15 protein-coding genes are annotated in these 15,919 nt (G+C 65.0%); all 15 read left to right on the forward strand.

Annotated elements, in window-relative coordinates; all coding sequences use genetic code 11:
- Window positions 1-36 precede the first annotated feature (36 nt).
- The 15 genes from ACSF9G_RS09375 to ACSF9G_RS09445 all read left to right on the forward strand — a co-directional run bounded on the left by ACSF9G_RS09375 (window position 37) and on the right by ACSF9G_RS09445 (window position 15,848).
- A complete protein-coding gene (locus tag ACSF9G_RS09375; RefSeq protein WP_436640835.1) occupies window positions 37-1,089 on the forward strand; it encodes a LacI family DNA-binding transcriptional regulator in 1,053 nt (350 codons plus the stop codon).
- Between the two features lie 229 nt (window positions 1,090-1,318).
- Window positions 1,319-2,179, forward strand: a complete 861-nt coding sequence (locus ACSF9G_RS09380) for an amidohydrolase family protein (protein WP_436640837.1) — start codon at window positions 1,319-1,321, stop codon at window positions 2,177-2,179.
- A 44-nt stretch (window positions 2,180-2,223) separates the two neighbouring features.
- Entirely contained in the window at window positions 2,224-3,195 is a 972-nt protein-coding gene (locus ACSF9G_RS09385; RefSeq protein WP_436640840.1) for a tripartite tricarboxylate transporter substrate binding protein, read from the forward strand.
- 52 nt (window positions 3,196-3,247) lie between these two features.
- Window positions 3,248-3,739 carry a tripartite tricarboxylate transporter TctB family protein gene (locus ACSF9G_RS09390; RefSeq protein WP_436640842.1) on the forward strand — a complete coding sequence of 164 codons (492 nt, stop codon included), beginning with the start codon at window positions 3,248-3,250 and terminating at the stop codon, window positions 3,737-3,739.
- A complete protein-coding gene (locus ACSF9G_RS09395) occupies window positions 3,730-5,229 on the forward strand; it encodes a tripartite tricarboxylate transporter permease (RefSeq protein ID WP_436640844.1) in 1,500 nt (499 codons plus the stop codon). Before ACSF9G_RS09390 ends, ACSF9G_RS09395 begins: the two co-directional genes overlap by 10 nt.
- A 69-nt stretch (window positions 5,230-5,298) precedes the next feature.
- Window positions 5,299-7,035 (forward strand): IlvD/Edd family dehydratase, encoded by a 1,737-nt coding sequence (locus ACSF9G_RS09400; protein ID WP_436640846.1) that lies wholly within the window; start codon window positions 5,299-5,301, stop codon window positions 7,033-7,035.
- Between the two features lie 320 nt (window positions 7,036-7,355).
- On the forward strand, window positions 7,356-7,799 hold the full coding sequence (locus ACSF9G_RS09405) for a hypothetical protein (protein ID WP_436640848.1): 444 nt from the start codon (window positions 7,356-7,358) through the stop codon (window positions 7,797-7,799).
- A 107-nt stretch (window positions 7,800-7,906) separates the two neighbouring features.
- Complete coding sequence (locus ACSF9G_RS09410) at window positions 7,907-8,263, forward strand: hypothetical protein (RefSeq protein ID WP_436640850.1); 357 nt, start codon at window positions 7,907-7,909, stop codon at window positions 8,261-8,263.
- A gap of 52 nt (window positions 8,264-8,315) precedes the next feature.
- Entirely contained in the window at window positions 8,316-8,618 is a 303-nt protein-coding gene (locus ACSF9G_RS09415; RefSeq protein WP_261616540.1) for an HdeA family protein, read from the forward strand.
- Between the two features lie 84 nt (window positions 8,619-8,702).
- Window positions 8,703-9,326: a sulfotransferase family protein gene (locus ACSF9G_RS09420; protein ID WP_436640852.1), complete on the forward strand. Its 624-nt coding sequence runs from the start codon at window positions 8,703-8,705 to the stop codon at window positions 9,324-9,326.
- Between the two features lie 62 nt (window positions 9,327-9,388).
- Window positions 9,389-11,158 (forward strand): adenylate/guanylate cyclase domain-containing protein, encoded by a 1,770-nt coding sequence (locus ACSF9G_RS09425; protein ID WP_436640854.1) that lies wholly within the window; start codon window positions 9,389-9,391, stop codon window positions 11,156-11,158.
- Between the two features lie 347 nt (window positions 11,159-11,505).
- Window positions 11,506-12,303, forward strand: coding sequence for a porin family protein (locus ACSF9G_RS09430; RefSeq protein WP_436640856.1), 798 nt, complete (start codon window positions 11,506-11,508; stop codon window positions 12,301-12,303).
- Between the two features lie 289 nt (window positions 12,304-12,592).
- Window positions 12,593-12,910 (forward strand): YtcA family lipoprotein, encoded by a 318-nt coding sequence (locus tag ACSF9G_RS09435; RefSeq protein ID WP_436640858.1) that lies wholly within the window; start codon window positions 12,593-12,595, stop codon window positions 12,908-12,910.
- Window positions 12,911-12,913: 3 nt separating this feature from the next.
- Entirely contained in the window at window positions 12,914-13,963 is a 1,050-nt protein-coding gene (mdtN, locus tag ACSF9G_RS09440) for a multidrug transporter subunit MdtN (RefSeq protein WP_436640860.1), read from the forward strand.
- Window positions 13,947-15,848, forward strand: a complete 1,902-nt coding sequence (locus tag ACSF9G_RS09445) for an FUSC family protein (RefSeq protein WP_436640862.1) — start codon at window positions 13,947-13,949, stop codon at window positions 15,846-15,848. The genes mdtN and ACSF9G_RS09445 overlap by 17 nt, the downstream gene beginning before the upstream one ends.
- Window positions 15,849-15,919 lie beyond the last annotated feature (71 nt).

Raw genomic sequence — 15,919 nt, forward strand, 5'->3', positions numbered from 1 at the left:
AATGAACGCACCGCAGCGCCGAAAAGGATGAGAGACGTGGGAAAACCGACGAAGCCCGCCACCGGTCGCACGGTGACCATCAAGGACGTTGCCCGCGAGGCCGGCGTGTCCGCGATGTCCGTCTCGAACGTGTTGAACGGGCGCGGCCGTATTTCCGAGGCGACGGCCAACCACATCCGCGAGGTGGTGGAACGACTCGGCTACCGGCCGTCCGTCGCCGCGCGCCGGCTCCGCCTGTCGCAGCAGTGGACCATCGGCATGCTGATCGTCGTGGAGGATCCCGACTTCCTCAGCGACCTGTTCATCACCGCCCAGGTGACGGGGCTGACGAACTATCTGACCGCCAATTCCTACAGTTTGATCCTGCGCGGCATGAAGCCGTCCGACTTCCGCACCACGGGGCTGTTCCAGGACATCGAGGCGGATGGAATGGTGGCGATCCTGTCGGGTGACCGGGTCCAGCGGAACTGGTTCGTGCGCGAGCTTTCGGCCCTGCGGGTTCCGCTCGTGCTGCTGCAGGAACACCACCTTCCCGACCAGCCCGATTGCGCCATCATCAGCCAGGACGATTTCGACGGGGGGCGCCAGGTCGGGCACCATCTCCTGGAAACCGGTGTTCGCTCCGGCTGGATGCTGATGCCGCATGTGGAATGGCCGGCGATGCGCGCGCGCATGGAAGGCGCTGCCTCGGCATTCGCGGACGCCGGGCTGCCGGAGCTGAGGATCGTGGATTGCGGCGACGAGAGCTTCGACGTCTCCTACCAGGCGACGCTCGCCGCGCTTGAGGCCGGCCCCGTTCCCGACGCGATCATTGGCGGCAACGACCAGATGGCCATCGCCGCCATGAAGGCGTGCCGGGCCGCCGGCCTTCGCGTCCCGGAGGAGATACAGATTACCGGCTTCAACGCCTTCGAAATCTGGCGCTACGTCGACCCCGTCCTGACCACGGTGCGGTCCGCCGCCCACGCCCTTGGAGAGCGCGCGGCCAAGGAACTGATCGCGCGCCTGCAGGCGGGGCAGTTCAGCCAGCGCGAGATCGTCCTGCCAGTTGATTTCCAGCCCGGAAAATCGACACGTACGCCCTCCTGACACCCGAATCCCCTTTGTCGAACTGCAAGATCCGCGCACCGCGCGTTTGACAAGCCGCAAGATCGGTGTATCGTTAAATCATCAGGGGGGCAATATGGTGCTGACCATCAAGTTCAGTCGCGGGGGAGCAGGCTTCAGGCCGCGCATATTCCTGCGGGCCGCCCCGCGCAGCCCCCTGAAAAGCCGGCCCCGAAATCCCTAGAAAACCAGCTCAACGGAACCCGCTCCCATGATCGTCGACTGCCATGTGAACGTCTTCAACGCTGACCAGTTTTCGCCTCCGGAAATCGATCTCAGCGGCGGCGCGCGCCCCGGCGGTGTTTCCATGGCGGCGGATGCAGACACGCTCTACGAGGCGATGCGGGACGTCGACAAGGCGATCATCTTTTCCCTGCGCTATGGCGACTCGGTCGGCGTCGACGGCAACGACGAGGTGACGGCTGCCGCGGTCCAGAAATATCCGGACAAGTTCGTCGGCTTCGCCTGTGTCGATCCGCGCCGTCCCGACTGTATGGAGTTGCTGGAGCACGCGATCGGAACCCTCAAGCTGAAGGGGGTGAAGTTCGGCCCGATCTACAACAGCGTGCCGCTCGACGATCCCCGGCTCGATCCCGTCTACGCATATTGCCAGAAGCACGACCTGCCGCTGACCATGCACATGGGCACCACGTTCGCGCGGGACACGCTGCTGGATGCCGGTCGTCCGATCCATGTCGACGCGGTCGCGCAGCGCTACCCCGATCTCAAGATGATCATGGCGCATATGGGCCATCCGTGGATCGACGAATGCATCGTCGTCGCGCGCAAGCGTCCGAACGTCTACACGGAGGTCTCGGCTCTCTGTTACCGCCCGTGGCAGTTCTATCAGGCCCTGGTCTCGGCCCAGGAGTACGTGATCACCGACCGCAACAAGATCTTCTGGGGCACGGATTTCCCGTTCGCCCAGGTCGGCGAGTCGATCGAAGGCCTGCGCAACATCAATCATCTCGTCGAAGGCACCCGGCTGCCGCGGATCTCGCAGGAGACGATCGACGCGATCCTTTACTCAAACCCCTTCGACCACTGGTGGCACGGTCCGCTGTCCGTCTGAGGGGATTTTCCAGCTGAATCAATAACCTGATGGGAGAACGTTACATGAAGAACATACTCGGCATCACGATTGCAGGCGTGATGGCCGCCAGCGTGGCGGTGACCGCGGCCGCAGCGAACGACTGGCCGAACCGCCCGGTCACGGTGATCGTCGCGGCGGGCGCGGGCGGGGGCACCGACGCGACGGCGCGGTGGCTCGCCGCCGACCTAGAGCAGAAATTTGGTCAGCCGTTCAATGTCGTCAACCGTGCCGAAGGCGGCGGTATCGCCGGCATCACCGAACTGGCGAACGCCAAGCCGGACGGCTACACGATCGGCATCCTGTTCAACTACGCGCCGTTCCGTCTGCTCGGCATGGGCGACCTGTCGAGCGGCTCCTATACGCCGATCGCGCAGTACAATTTCGACTACGCGGCGGTGCATACGAAGGCCGACAGCGAATTCACGTCGCTCGCCGACGTCATCGAAAAGCTCAAGGCCGATCCGCAGTCCATCACCATCGGCTGTGGCGCGGTCTGCCCCAGCAGCTGGAGCAGTGCCCTCTCGAAGGTGCTGATCGACAACGATATCGACATCAAGACGCTGCGCTGGGTCCCCAGCGCTGGCGCGGCTGCGGGCCTGCAGGAACTGGTCGCGGGCGGCGTCGACATCCTGACGGCGTCTCTGCCCGAGGCGGCCGCGCTCATCGACGCGGGAGAGGTGAGGCCTCTGGCCGTTCTGTCGCCGGAGCGGCTGGACGCGTTCCCGGACGTCGAGACGGCGGGCGAGCAGATTCCCGGTGCCGCTCCCGGTGGCGTTTTCCGCGCGTTTGCCGGACCGGCGGGCCTGCCGGACGAGATCGTTGTCCAGCTTGAGGCCGCCACCAAGGAAATCTACGACAGCGAGGACTTCCAGAAGAAGATGTCCGAGCGCGGTTTCGGCCTTCGCTATGCCGACCGTGAGGGCTTGCTGGAGTGGATGAAGACCCACGAGGCGGACACCGAAACCGTTCTTCGGGCGGCCGGCGCAATCCAGTAGGACACGCACCTGTCGTCGAACGCGGTCAACAGGGTGGCGAAGTGAGGTTTCGATGAAAGTGTCCGACATCATCATGGGCCCCATCATCGCCGGCATCGGCATCCTGGCTATCGTCGCCGCCTCGATGCAGCCGAAACCCTTTTTCGGCACCGGTTATGGAGGGGGATTCTTCCCCTCCATCATCGGGTACGCGCTCGTCCTGGCGGGGGGGCTCCTCCTCGTGAACGGCTGGCGGCAGCGCGACGTGCAGCCGCTCGTGGTCATGGGCAGCTGGGTCCGCTCCCCGACCCACATGGCAAATGCCGCCGTGGTTCTCGGCGTGCTCGTCTTCTACATCCTCTTCTCGAATTTCCTCGGCTTCGTGATTGCCGGCTTCGTGGTCGTCTTCGCGACGCTGCTTCAATTCACCCGGTCGCCTGTCCGTTCGCTGATCCTCGCGGGCGTGACGACGCTCGTGGTGAAATTCGCCTTTCAGGACATGCTGCTGGTGCCTCTGCCGTGGGGGCTTCTCGAGCCCTACGCGGGAGTCCTTTCATGGAGGTGATCTACGCCGCCTTCCTGGCGCTCATGTCCCCCGACGTCCTGCTCGTCATTCTGCTTTCATCGATATTCGGACTGTTTGTTGGCGCCATTCCGGGCCTTACCGCAACGATGGCGGTGGCGCTTCTCGTGCCGGTGACGTTCTTCATGCCCCCGTTGCCCGCTATAGCCGCCATCGTCAGCGTCAGTGCGATGGCGATCTTCGCCGGCGATATCCCGTCCGCGCTGTTGCGCATCCCCGGCACCCCGTCGTCCGCGGCCTATACCGACGCAGCCTACCGGCTCACCATGCGCGGAAAGGGCGAACTGGTACTCGGCGCCTGCGTCGTCTCCTCGGCCGTCGGCGGACTGGTTGGTGCGATTTTCCTGATGTTTTTCGCGCCGGCTGTCGCCCGTTTCGCCCTCAACATCAGCAGCTACGAATACTTCTGGCTCGTATGCCTGGGGCTCACCTCGGCGGCGTTCATCGCGCCAGGCAGCACGCTCAAGGGGATGATCTCGCTCCTTCTCGGTCTCCTCGTTGCCATGATCGGCCTGTTTCCCGTGACGGGTCAGCCACGCTTCGCCTTCGGCAGCACCGCGCTGTACGGCGGGGTAGGGCTGGTGGCCACCCTGATCGGGATGTTCGCGATCGCCGAGATCCTGCGTTTCGCCTTGTCGCGTGATCCCCTGCCGCCCATGGCGACGACCAAGATCGGCAATATCTTCAAGGGACTGATGCCCGAGCTCTGGCGCAGTCGCAGAAATCTGGCGAGCGGCATCGTGGTTGGAACGGTAACGGGGCCGCTTCCCGGCGCGGGGGCGGATATCGCGGCGTGGATCTCCTACGCTCTGGCGCGAAAGACCACGCGCAATCGCGAGGAGTTCGACAAGGGCAGCCTGGAGGGCATTGTCGCGGCGGGCGGCGCCAACAACGCGAGCGTGTCGACAAGCTACGTGCCGGCAACGGTGCTCGGCATCCCCGGTGATTCCATGACGGCGATCGTCATCGGCGTCCTGTTCATGAAGGGACTGACGCCGGGCCCGCAGATCTTCGAGAATCAGCCCACGCTGATCTACGGCATCTTCCTGTCGTTCATCCTGGCGAACCTGCTGATGATCCCGTTGGGCTACGCCGCCATCAAGCTGTCGCGATATCTTCTCGACGTGCCGCGCTCGTACCTGATGCCGGTGATACTGCTCTTTTGCGTGGTGGGAGCGTTCGCGATGGACAATACGCTGGTTGCCATCGTCACCATGCTCGTATTCGGCGTCGTTGGCTGGTTCATGGAGGAGAACGGCTTCCCGATCGCACCGGCCCTCCTGGGGATCGTGCTGGGACGGATGCTCGAGGAGACCTTCCTGACCTCGATGATCAAGGCTCAGGGCGACGTCCTGCAGCTCTTCTCGCGTCCGATCGCTGGAACCATCGGGGTGATCACCATCCTGATCTGGCTGTCACCTCTGGTCATGATGGTGGTGAAACGTGTGCGAAGGCGCAGGGCCATAGCCTGAGCGCTGATCCCGGCCACTATCTTTACGAGATGAAACAGTCGGAGGCCGGAGCCTCCGGGAGGAGGCGCCGTGTCCGAAAAGAAGTCCGAAGGCCATCCGCAAATGCGAAGTGCGGAATGGTTCGGCCGTGAAGGCAAGTACGGATTTATTCCGCGAAGCTGGATGCGCAGCCAGGGATTTGGTCCGGAACTCTTCGACGGCCGGCCGGTAATTGGCATCTGCAATACCTGGTCCGAACTAAATCCCTGCAATAGTCACCTGCGAGACCTCACCGAACACGTCAAGCGCGGCGTTCTGCTGGCTGGCGGCTACCCGCTCGAGTTTCCGGTGATGAGCCTCGGCGAGCCGATGATGCGGCCCACCACGATGATGTTCCGCAACCTCGTCAGCATGGATGTCGAGGAGACCATCCGCGCCAATCCGATCGACGGCGTCGTGCTGCTCGCCGGGTGCGACAAGACCACCCCGGCCTTGTTGATGGGCGCGGCGAGCTGCGACGTCCCGAGCATTCTCGTTTCCGGCGGGCCTATGCTCAACGGACGCTTCAGGGGGCGCGAACTGGGCTCCGGCACGGACGTATTCCGCTTCGATGAGGAGTATCGAACCGGGCGGCTTAGCAAGGAGGACTACGCGGAGGCAGAGGCGGCCATGAGCCGGTCGGCCGGCTCCTGCATGACGATGGGCACGGCGTCGACCATGGCGCTGCTGGCGGAGTCCCTGGGCATCGCGCTTCCGATGAACGGTGCGATCCCTGCGGTCGACAGCCGACGGCGGCATCTGGCCGAGGACGCCGGCCGGCGCATCGTGTCGCTGGTGCGCGGCGGCGTATCGATCTCCCGCATCCTCACGCGCCAGGCCTTCGAAAACGCGATCGTCGTCAACGGTGCGATCGGCGGCTCCACCAATGCGGTCGTGCACCTCCTGGCGCTGGCCGGGCGGGTGGGCGTGCCGTTGTCGCTCGATGATTGGGACAGGCTCGGGGACGGTATTCCCTGTCTGGTCGACCTCAAGCCGTCCGGCCGGTTCCTGATGGAAGACTTCTACTATGCGGGCGGTTTGCCGGCGGTGATGAAGCGCATCGCCGACAAGCTCGACCTCGATGCGCGGACCGTGGAGGACGGTACGCTCGCCGACCGCCTTCAGGGTGCCGAATGCTACAACGACGACGTCATCCGGTGCATGGAAAACCCTGTCTCGGAGCAGGGGGGGATCGTGGTCCTGCGCGGCAATCTCGCTCCGGAAGGGGCGGTGCTGAAGCCGTCTGCCGCCTCCGGTCATCTGATGGCGCATCGGGGCCGGGCGCTCGTGTTCGAGACTGTCGAGGACCTCCGCGCCCGCATCGATGATCCCGATCTCGATGTCGACGAAAACACTGTGCTCGTTCTCAAGGGCGCCGGACCCGTGGGGTATCCGGGAATGCCCGAGGTCGGCAATCTCCCGCTTCCTGCGAAACTCATCGCCAAAGGCGTCACGGACATGGTGCGTATTTCCGATGGACGCATGAGCGGGACCGCCTACGGCACCGTGGTCCTGCATGTCTCGCCGGAAGCGGCGATCGGGGGGGCGCTCGCACTTGTCCGAACCGGCGACGAAATCGTCCTGGATGTTCCCGGCCGCCGCCTGGAGCTTGATGTCCCGGAAGAAGAACTGGGCCGGAGAAGGGCGGAGCTGACTCTGCCGGAGCCGCATTTCGAACGTGGTTACGGACAGATGTTCATCCGGTCCGTTCAACAGGCGCATCTGGGCGTGGATTTTGAATTCCTCGTCGGGAAATCAAACCTGAGAAAGAGCCTGGAGTCCTTCTGACCTCGGATACCCGAGGTCGGCGGCTGGTCATTCCCGCCTCGTCCGATCGGCGCTTTGGCCCATGTCCGTATTCGAGGCATTGCGACAGCGCAGGGCCGTTCGAAGTATCTCTGCCGGGGCTGCCTCCTGGTTCGAATTCATGACCCGCACCCTACGGGGAACTACCCGCAAGAACTACGCCGGTTGACAAAAAACTGCGGGTGCTGAAAGTAATACGATAATTCTGAAAAAGTAATCGGTCCGGCCGTCGCCGAAGATTGGTAGTGGCAATTGGGCGGCCGCGATTTGCTTTTTTTGATGTTGATCAAAGGGAGGACACGATGGTGCGGAACAGGATTCTCGCGGCCTTGGGCGCATTCGTGGTGCTGTCCGGCGTGCTCGCCGGAGCCATGAATGCCCAGGCCGGCACCGGCAAGATCTCCATGGAACTCCTCAAAGCCGCCTTGGTGGTCGGCGGGACCGGCGGCAAGGGAACGCTCACGTACGAGGGGCAGTCCTATCCTCTGTCGATCGGCGGTATCAGCGCCGGATGGCAGATAACGCTGTCGGTCGTGAACCTCACGGGCAACGTCAAGAACATCAACAGCCCCGAGGACATCGAGGGCGTCTACTCGGCTGCAGGCGCCGGCCTGGCGGTCGCGGCCGGCGGCAAGGCCGCGGTGATGGTCAACGGCAAGGGCGTCACGCTCGAAGTGATCGGGACGCAGTTGGGCGTCGATCTATCGATCAACCTGGAAGGTCTGTCGATCAAGCTGAAACGCTGAGCGAGCAACGAGGCGTTGAAATCGGGGGGCGTCGAGACGGGTGCCGTCTGCTGCGTCTCCCCATTGGCATCGGCCTTCGCCCTCGACGAACGAAGGGAGCACGGGACATGTCCGCGGTCTTCAGATTGGTCTTTTCGACTGTGGTACTCGCGGTGCTGTCGGCTGGCTTCGTAGCGGTTCCGACCCACTCCGACCGCGCCTATGCGCAGGCCTATACCGCATCCTACTGCAGTGAGTACGCCCGCCGGGCGTCCTACGCCTATTCGAGGGGCGGTGCCGTCGGTGGCGCCGTCAGGGGCGGGGCAGGGGGCGCCATCGTCGGCGGCATCGTCAACGGCAGCAAGGGCGCCCGCAGGGGGGCCGCCATCGGCGCCACGACCGGCGCCGTGACCCGCGGCGTGCAGCGCGGCGTCAGCTACGACACCGCCTACCGCGAATGCATGAACGGCGTGATCCGCTACTGAATGCCGAGCCGGAATTCCCGGACACACGGATACACGAGGGGAGGAACCGGAAATGACTGGACGTTTCCCGAAAATCGCGCTCGCCGCCTTCGCGGGCCTCGCGTGCGCCTTGCCCGCCGCCGCGCAGGACGAGCCCGTCATCAACATGCAGGACATCGACTGCCGGACGATGCTCAAGATGGGCGGAGACGAGCAGGCCTATACCCTGCTGTACTTCCACGGCTACGTCAGCGGCACGAAAGCCGACATGGTCTTCAACGGACCGGCCTTTCGCGAGGCGACCGACAAGATCATGGATTTCTGCATCGACAATCCGTCCGCCGCGCTGATGGAAGGGTTTGAAAAGAACCGCTAGCCGCATCCAGGCGCGCTGGAGGCGGTGCCACGAGGGTCGGTTCCCCGCGCGGCTTCGTTCGTCAACATTGGCAGTGAGGTAGGGATGTCGCTCAAGGTCATCGGTGCGGGGATAGGTCGGACCGGCACGTACTCGCTCAAGCTTGCCATCAGTGCGCTGGGCTTCGGGCCCTGTCATCACATGGAGGAGGTCGTCAAGCATCTGCCGGTGCAGTTGCCGCTCTGGCAGGCGGCGCTGGCGGGCCGCGCCGACTGGCCGGCGATCTATGACGGTTACGCGAGCGCTGTCGACTGGCCGACCGCCAGGTTCTTTCGCGAGCTGAATGCCGCCTATCCCGAAGCGAAGTTCGTCTTGAGCCACCGCGATCCGCGGACCTGGGCCGAGAGCTTCGACGCGACGATCTACAAGCTGATTTCCGGGACCGACGAGGCCCCCGAGCACCTGCGCGAATGGCTGGCGATGGGGAGCGAAGTCATCCGGCAGACCGGGATCCCGATGGGCGCGGACCTGGCGGGCCTGGAGGCGGCGTTCACCGCCCATACCGCGGCGGTCAAGGCGGAGATACCGGCCGACCGGCTGCTGGTGTACCAGGTAAAGGACGGTTGGGATCCACTCTGTGCCTTCCTCGGCGTGTCTGTCCCGGACGAACCCTTTCCGCGCACCAACGACCGCGGCGAGTTCTGGGATCTGATCAAGAGTTTTTCCTGAATGAGGCAGCTCGCACACCCGTCGTCCTTGCCCCAGAAAGATGGTGGGTGAGAGAGCGCGCCATGTCCGGACACCGCAAGCTTGCCGCGATCCTGGTTGCCGACATCGTCGGCTACAGTCGCCTGACCAGCGTCGATGAAGAGCGCTCCCTGGCGCGGGTGCGCGCGATCCAGAGCGATGTGATCGATCCGGCCCTGGATGTCCACAACGGCCGTCTGGTGAAACGGACGGGCGATGGCGCGCTGGTGGAATTCCGCAGCGTGGTCGAGGCGGTGCGCTGCGCCATCGAGATCCAGGACGCCATGCACGAGCGCAATGGTGGGGTCGCGGACGACCGGCGCATCGATTTCCGCATGGGCATCCATCTCGGCGATGTCATCGAGGAAAGCGACGGCGACCTGATGGGCGACGGCGTCAACGTTGCCGCGCGGCTGGAGGGGCTGGCGGCCCCCGGCGCCATCTGCCTGTCCGAGGACGCCTATCGCCAGATCCGCTCGCGCCTGGATGTGGCGGTGACCGACATGGGCGAGAACAATCTCAAGAACATCGCCGAGCCGGTCAGGGTCTATGCCCTCAACGTCGGCGCCTCGGCCATGCCCGAGGTGCCCCCGGCCGAGGATGCGCTCGCTGCGATCCCGGACAAGCCGTCGATCGCGGTCCTGCCTTTCGCCAACATGTCCGGCGACCCCGAGCAGGAATATTTCGTCGACGGCATGGTCGAGGACATCATCACGGCGCTCTCGCGCTTCGAGGAACTCTTCGTCATCGCCCGGAACTCGACCTTCGTCTACAAGGGCCGCGCGGTGGAGATCCGGCAGGTCGGCCGCGACCTGGGCGTGCGGTACGTGCTGGAGGGCAGCGTCCGCAAGGCGGGCGACCGGGTCCGGATTACCGGCCAGTTGATCGATGCGGCCACGGGCGCGCATCTCTGGGCCGACAAGTTCGACGGGCGACTTGAGGATGTGTTCGAACTGCAGGACCGGATCACGGCAAACGTGGTCGGTGCCCTGGAGCCGACGATGCGCAAGGCGGAGATCGAGCGCGCGCGCCGCAAGCCGGCCGAGAACATGGGCGCTTACGACCTCTATCTTCAGGCTCTGCCCCATATCTACAGGATCCAGCCGGACGACAATCGAACGGCGCTCGACTTGCTTGGTCGCGCCATCGCGATGGATGCGAATTACGCCCCGGCGCTGGCCCATGCGGGGTGGTGCCTGGTGCAGCGGATCACGCGCGCATGGGAGCCGTATGGCGACGACGATCTCGGCCAGGCCGTGTTCTACGCCCGCCGGGCATTGGCCGTGGGCAGCGACGACGCCAAGGCGGTGGTGCTAGGCGGGTTCGTGCTGGTGATGCTGCGCGAGGACTATTCGGCGGGGATGGATGCGCTCTCGCGCGCCGTGCAGATGAACCCGGGCTCCGGCTTCGTGAATGCGATGGCCGGGATTGGACTGATCTTCGGCGATGACCCCGAGACCGGGCTGCGCTTCGTCGAGCGGGCCATGATGCTTTGTCCCAAGGATCCGATCTTCTTCAGCTACCTAACCATGACGGCGATTGCGCGGCTATTCGGCGGGCGGGCGGACGAGGCCGTGGAATACGCGAATCGCTCACTGGCGCTGAACCCCTATTGGGATTCGACCTACTGGGTGGCGATCACGGCTTACACGGCGGCGGGCCGCCTGGACGAGGCGAAGGCGGCCGCCCGGCGGCTTATGACCTTAAATCCCGCCACGCGCGCCTCCATCTATGAACGGGCGCTGCCGATGCGGAACCCGGAGTGGCGGGCGACCGTGATCCAGAGCCTGCGGGATGCCGGGATCCCGGATTGAGTTCGGAAACCTGCGTTTCGCGACCGCGGCGGACGTCCGAATCGCCACGGCGTTCCGGCCGGCACCGCGTCGGTCGCGGCCTCGTGACCGGCGGCCGTCGGCGAACCGTTCGAACGCGGTCTTCTGATCGATTCCGTGGCGCTTTGCACTATGTCGCATCCCGCGATCGGGCGGTGTTTGACATTCCTCCTGCGCACTTCCTATTAAGGCGGAACTGGCGTCATCGAGCCGGTTTTCAGCTGATCTCGCCTGCCTCCGCCCCCTGCGGTGAAGTGGGATATTCGGTTGAAACCCCGCAACCGGCTTCGGGCCATTACGACACGGCTTCTTCCACGAAAGCAGGCATCATGCTGAGGACAGGTATATTCGGGGCCGCTCTGGCCCTGACGATGATTGGCAACGCCGCGGCGGCGGATATCGCGGGCAACGCACCGGGCCCGGTCGAGGCCCCGGCGGTGGATCAATGGTCAAGCGACACCTGGCGGTTCCAGATTACACCCTATGCCTGGCTGTCCGGGATGAGCGGTGACGTTCGCCCGTTGGCAGGCGGCCCCACCTTCAGCGTCAGCAAGTCCATCGGCGATGTTCTCGATGATCTCGACGGCGCGTTCTTCCTGAACGGTACCGCCCGCTACAACCGCTTCGTGCTGTTCGGGGATGTTTCCTGGGCGGAGCTGTCCGAAGGCAACACGATCACGGGCCTGCTGCCGGTTCCCATCGGCATAGAGGGCAAGGTCACGCAGGCCTCCCTTACCCTCGCGGCCGGCTACACGGTCGTTGCCGAGCCGGCCTTTGCGGTCGACCTTCTGGCGGGTGTCCGGGCCTGGCGTATCAAGGCAAAGGTCGATGTGCCCCTTCTCGGTCTGTCCGCATCGAGCACGAATAGCTGGGCCGATCCGATCGTCGGTGCGCGCGCCCGCGTTGCGCTGTCGCCGAAATGGTCGGTCGTTGCCTATGCCGATGTGGGCGGTGGCGGCGGGGCCGAGTCGACCTGGCAGGTTCTGGGAACGGTGAACTATCAGGTCACCGATACCTTCGTTCTGTCCGCCGGCTACCGGCACATGGCGTTCGACTACCGCGACAACGGCGCTGTCCTGGACGTCGATATGAGCGGTCCGGTCATCGGTGCGACCCTGCGGTTCTGACCGCCGCCGCCGATAACATCCGCCGACAACGTCCGCCGTAGTCGTCCAGAGATACTGGATCGATCGAAGGAGCCCGCTTCCGAGCGGGCTCTCATGCCGTTGCAATTGGATAACGGTCGCGCTGTCGCGGCCCGCTGCATGCGCGCTATGCCAGTTGCGGCATTGGAGAATGGCGCCGAAAATGCGATACGGAGTGCTCGAAGTCTCCGCAAAGTCAGTGCCCGCCAGACCAACGCAAACCCGCCATCACAGTCGAACATCTGCGGCAAACGCCATCCCGTTGTCTGAAATGCTGAAAACGACGCCACCGTCAATTCGGCCCGCACCGGGCTTCTCGATACGCGCGATGTGGGTGGCGCCGGTGGTCGCGGGGCTGCTTCTGGTCCCCGACCGTGCAGTCGGTGCCGCACCGTCCATACCGATGTTCGGCAGTTTCTTTCCGGCTTGGCTGCTTTGCGTGATCGGCGGCGTCTTGCTGACGGTGCTGCTGCGAGCCGTATTCGTGCTGATTGGGCTGGACGATATCCTGAAATGGCGGGTGCCGGTCTACATGACCATGGCCGTCGGGCTCAATTTCGTGCTCTCTCTCGTCGTGTTCGGGCGCTAACCGATGGCCCGGCGTCTGTCTCCCCGCCGCGCGGCAATTCTCGGTGCGGTCGTCAGCCTCGCGGTGATCGCCGGGGCCGGCGTCGCGGCATTCCGGAGCTACGAGATCTCCACCGCCAATCCGATGTCGGACGACGTCACGCTGGGAGCGGACGTCGTGCGGATCGCCCCCTCGGTGGCCGGCCGGATCGAGTCCATTCACGTGCGGGAAAACGACTTCGTTTCCAAGGGCGATGTCCTGCTTGAACTCGACGCGGCGCCGTATCGGCTCGCGGTCGAGCAGGGGCGCGCGGACCTCGCCATCGCCGTGGCCGCGCACAACGACAAGTCGCGGACGATCCGGGCGGAGCAGGCCAACGCGGCGATCGCGATCGAGCAGGTCGAGCGCGCCCGCGCCAACCTCGAGCTGGCGACCCAGACGCTGGACCGGCTCCTGCCCATGCAGCCGAAAGGCTACGTGTCGGCGCAGCAGGTTGACGATGCCCGCACGGCGAAACGCGATGCGGAGGTCAGCCTCAACGAGGCCCTGCGGCAGGTCGAGGCGGCCGAGGCGTTGGTGAGCGACGAGGCCGCCGCGGAGGCCCTCGTCCTGGCGCGCCGGGCGGCGCTGGCGATCGCCGAGCACGAGCTGGCCGGTACGGTCATCAGGGCGCCGCACGACGGTCGCGTCGTCGGCCTCACGGTTTCGCCCGGCGGCTACCTGCTGCCGGCGCAATCGGTATTCACGCTGATCAACACGGGAACATGGTTCGCGAGCGCCGCGTACACGGAAACCACCTTGCCGGATATCTCGGTCGGGAACTGCGCGACCGTCTACGCGCTGTCGGATCGTCGTCACGCCATCAAGGGCGTGGTTGAAGGGATCGGCTGGGGCATCAGCTCCAAGGAGCAGATCAATCTGCCGAGCGCCTTGCCGATCGTTCCCAAGTCGCTGGACTGGGTGCGCGTCCAGCAACGGTTCCCGGTGCGGATCAGACTGGTCGACCCGCCGGTCGAACTGATGCGTGTGGGGGCGTCGGCGGTATCGATCGTGCATCATGGCGAACGCTGCTAGCGCCTTCTGGCCCGCCGTCGCCCGACAGGCCTGGATCGACCTTCAGCCCGCTCCCGGCCGCGCCGGGATGGCCTGGCGCGTCGCCTTGCTGTGCTCGCTGGTGGCGGCCACGGCGATGGTCCTCAAGATCCCGGAATCGGCGATCAGCTGCTATCTGGTGATCTTCCTGATGAAACCCGACGCGGTGCAGACCAGCGTGACGGCCATTGGACTCGTCCTGCTGGCCACGCTCGTCGTCGTGCTGATGATACCCATCATAGACGCGACGATCGACAGCGCGGCCTGGCGTCTGACCGTCATGTTCGTCGCGTCCTACATCTTCCTGTTTCTCGGCTCGGCGACGCCGCTGGGGGAACAGGCCGCGATCGTCGGCCTCATCATCGCGTTCATCATGACGCTTGTGACCGACGTGCCGGTCGGACAGGTCGCCGACCAGGGCCTGCTGATGGCCTGGAAGATGGCGTCCATGCCCATGATCCTGATGGTCGTCTTCAATCTGGTCTTCGGCATCCCGGCGCAGACGCATGTTCGCAACAAGATCGTCGAGCGGCTGAGACGCGCGGCGGATCGGCTGGCCGGCGCCGACGACGCGGATGCCGTCGCCGAGCTGCTGGGGGAGGGCAACGACGACGCGCTCAAGCAGATGCAGTTGGTCAAGGCGCTGCATCTCGTCCCCACGGCGCGGTCAACGTGGCTGAACGGCGCGGTCGAGACGAGCTATCGCATTCTCGTGGCCGTGTCGGCGATCTCCGATCGCGCGCCGCGAGACCGATTGGCGATCCTGGCCGACGCGCTGCGAAAGGCCGCCGATAACATCGCGGCCGGGCGCGTTCCCGATCCGTTGCCGGAGGCCCACGCAGCCGGCGGCGACGTCGAAGACGAGTCAGCACGGCAGGTCCGGTTGTCTCTGGCGCACCTGGCCGCCCCGAATGGCGGTGGCGATCCGCGGCCGCGCAAGATCCCGTTCCTGGCGCCGGATGCCTTTACCAACCCGGATCATCAACGGTTCGCGCTGAAGACCTCTGCCGCGGCGATCATCTGCTATCTCATCTACACCGGCGTCCAGTGGGACGGGATTCACACGGCAATGATCACCTGCTACGTCGCCGCGCTCGGCTCCACCGGGGAAACGGTCCGCAAGCTCGCGCTGCGGATCGGCGGCTGCCTGATCGGCGCCGCGCTCGGGGTCCTGGCGCTGCTGTTCGTCATGCCGAACCTGACGTCCGTCGGCGGGCTGATGGTGCTGGTCTTCGCCGGTGTCCTCCCCGCCGCTTGGGTCTCGTCGGGCAATGATCGGATCAGCTATGCCGGCGTCCAGATCGCCTTGGCTTTCCTGCTCACGATACTGAACGGCTTCGGTCCCAGTTTCGAGATGTCGCAGGCCAGCGACAGGATCGCCGGCATTCTGCTGGGAAACGCCGTGATCTATCTGATCTTCACCCAGGTCTGGCCGGTCAGTGCGATGAAAGCGGTGCGGCAGAAACTGGCCGCGGGGCTCGATACGCTCGCCGATCTCGCAAACCGGCCGCGCGAAACGCGGCAGGCGCGGCTCGAGGACGTGGCGACGGCCCACGCCGAACTGGCAGACGCCGCAGGGGTGCTGGAGACGGTCGGCTTCGAGCCGCGCCGTCTCCGTCCGTCGGGCGATATGGTCGGGCGGACCGGGGAACTGATCGCCGAAACGCGCGGCCTCGCCACGTCGTTGTTCGTGACCGACGGGGACGGGGAGGGGATGGCAGGCCGTCTCCGTACGCTCGCCGCCGAAGTCGGCAAGGACGATCCGTCGACGGCGACGATCTCCACCAATGGAAATTCCGGATCGAGCGCCGTTCACGGCGATCTTGATGAACGCCTCGAGCGGATCGAGTGGCTGGCAAGGGTTTGAAGGAACGTCGTGCGTAAGATCGTCTGTGCTCGAGTATCGCGAACCGGCGGCCTGCTTTTAATTGCGGGGCT

The sequence above is a fragment of the Microbaculum mangrovi genome, assembly GCF_051390635.1.
GTDB lineage: Bacteria > Pseudomonadota > Alphaproteobacteria > Rhizobiales > Tepidamorphaceae > Microbaculum.

Excerpts from the sequence above, each read along its gene's own strand:
- ACSF9G_RS09415 (WP_261616540.1), top strand. The coding sequence starts at position 8,316 with ATGACTGGACGTTTCCCGAAAATCGCGCTCGCCGCCTTCGCGGGCCTC.
- ACSF9G_RS09430 (WP_436640856.1), top strand. The coding sequence starts at position 11,506 with ATGCTGAGGACAGGTATATTCGGGGCCGCTCTGGCCCTGACGATGATT.
- mdtN (WP_436640860.1), top strand. The coding sequence starts at position 12,914 with ATGGCCCGGCGTCTGTCTCCCCGCCGCGCGGCAATTCTCGGTGCGGTC.
- ACSF9G_RS09435 (WP_436640858.1), top strand. The coding sequence starts at position 12,593 with ATGCTGAAAACGACGCCACCGTCAATTCGGCCCGCACCGGGCTTCTCG.
- ACSF9G_RS09425 (WP_436640854.1), top strand. The coding sequence starts at position 9,389 with ATGTCCGGACACCGCAAGCTTGCCGCGATCCTGGTTGCCGACATCGTC.
- ACSF9G_RS09385 (WP_436640840.1), top strand. The coding sequence starts at position 2,224 with ATGAAGAACATACTCGGCATCACGATTGCAGGCGTGATGGCCGCCAGC.
- ACSF9G_RS09410 (WP_436640850.1), top strand. The coding sequence starts at position 7,907 with ATGTCCGCGGTCTTCAGATTGGTCTTTTCGACTGTGGTACTCGCGGTG.
- ACSF9G_RS09380 (WP_436640837.1), top strand. The coding sequence starts at position 1,319 with ATGATCGTCGACTGCCATGTGAACGTCTTCAACGCTGACCAGTTTTCG.
- ACSF9G_RS09395 (WP_436640844.1), top strand. The coding sequence starts at position 3,730 with ATGGAGGTGATCTACGCCGCCTTCCTGGCGCTCATGTCCCCCGACGTC.
- ACSF9G_RS09420 (WP_436640852.1), top strand. The coding sequence starts at position 8,703 with ATGTCGCTCAAGGTCATCGGTGCGGGGATAGGTCGGACCGGCACGTAC.
- ACSF9G_RS09445 (WP_436640862.1), top strand. The coding sequence starts at position 13,947 with ATGGCGAACGCTGCTAGCGCCTTCTGGCCCGCCGTCGCCCGACAGGCC.
- ACSF9G_RS09405 (WP_436640848.1), top strand. The coding sequence starts at position 7,356 with ATGGTGCGGAACAGGATTCTCGCGGCCTTGGGCGCATTCGTGGTGCTG.
- ACSF9G_RS09390 (WP_436640842.1), top strand. The coding sequence starts at position 3,248 with ATGAAAGTGTCCGACATCATCATGGGCCCCATCATCGCCGGCATCGGC.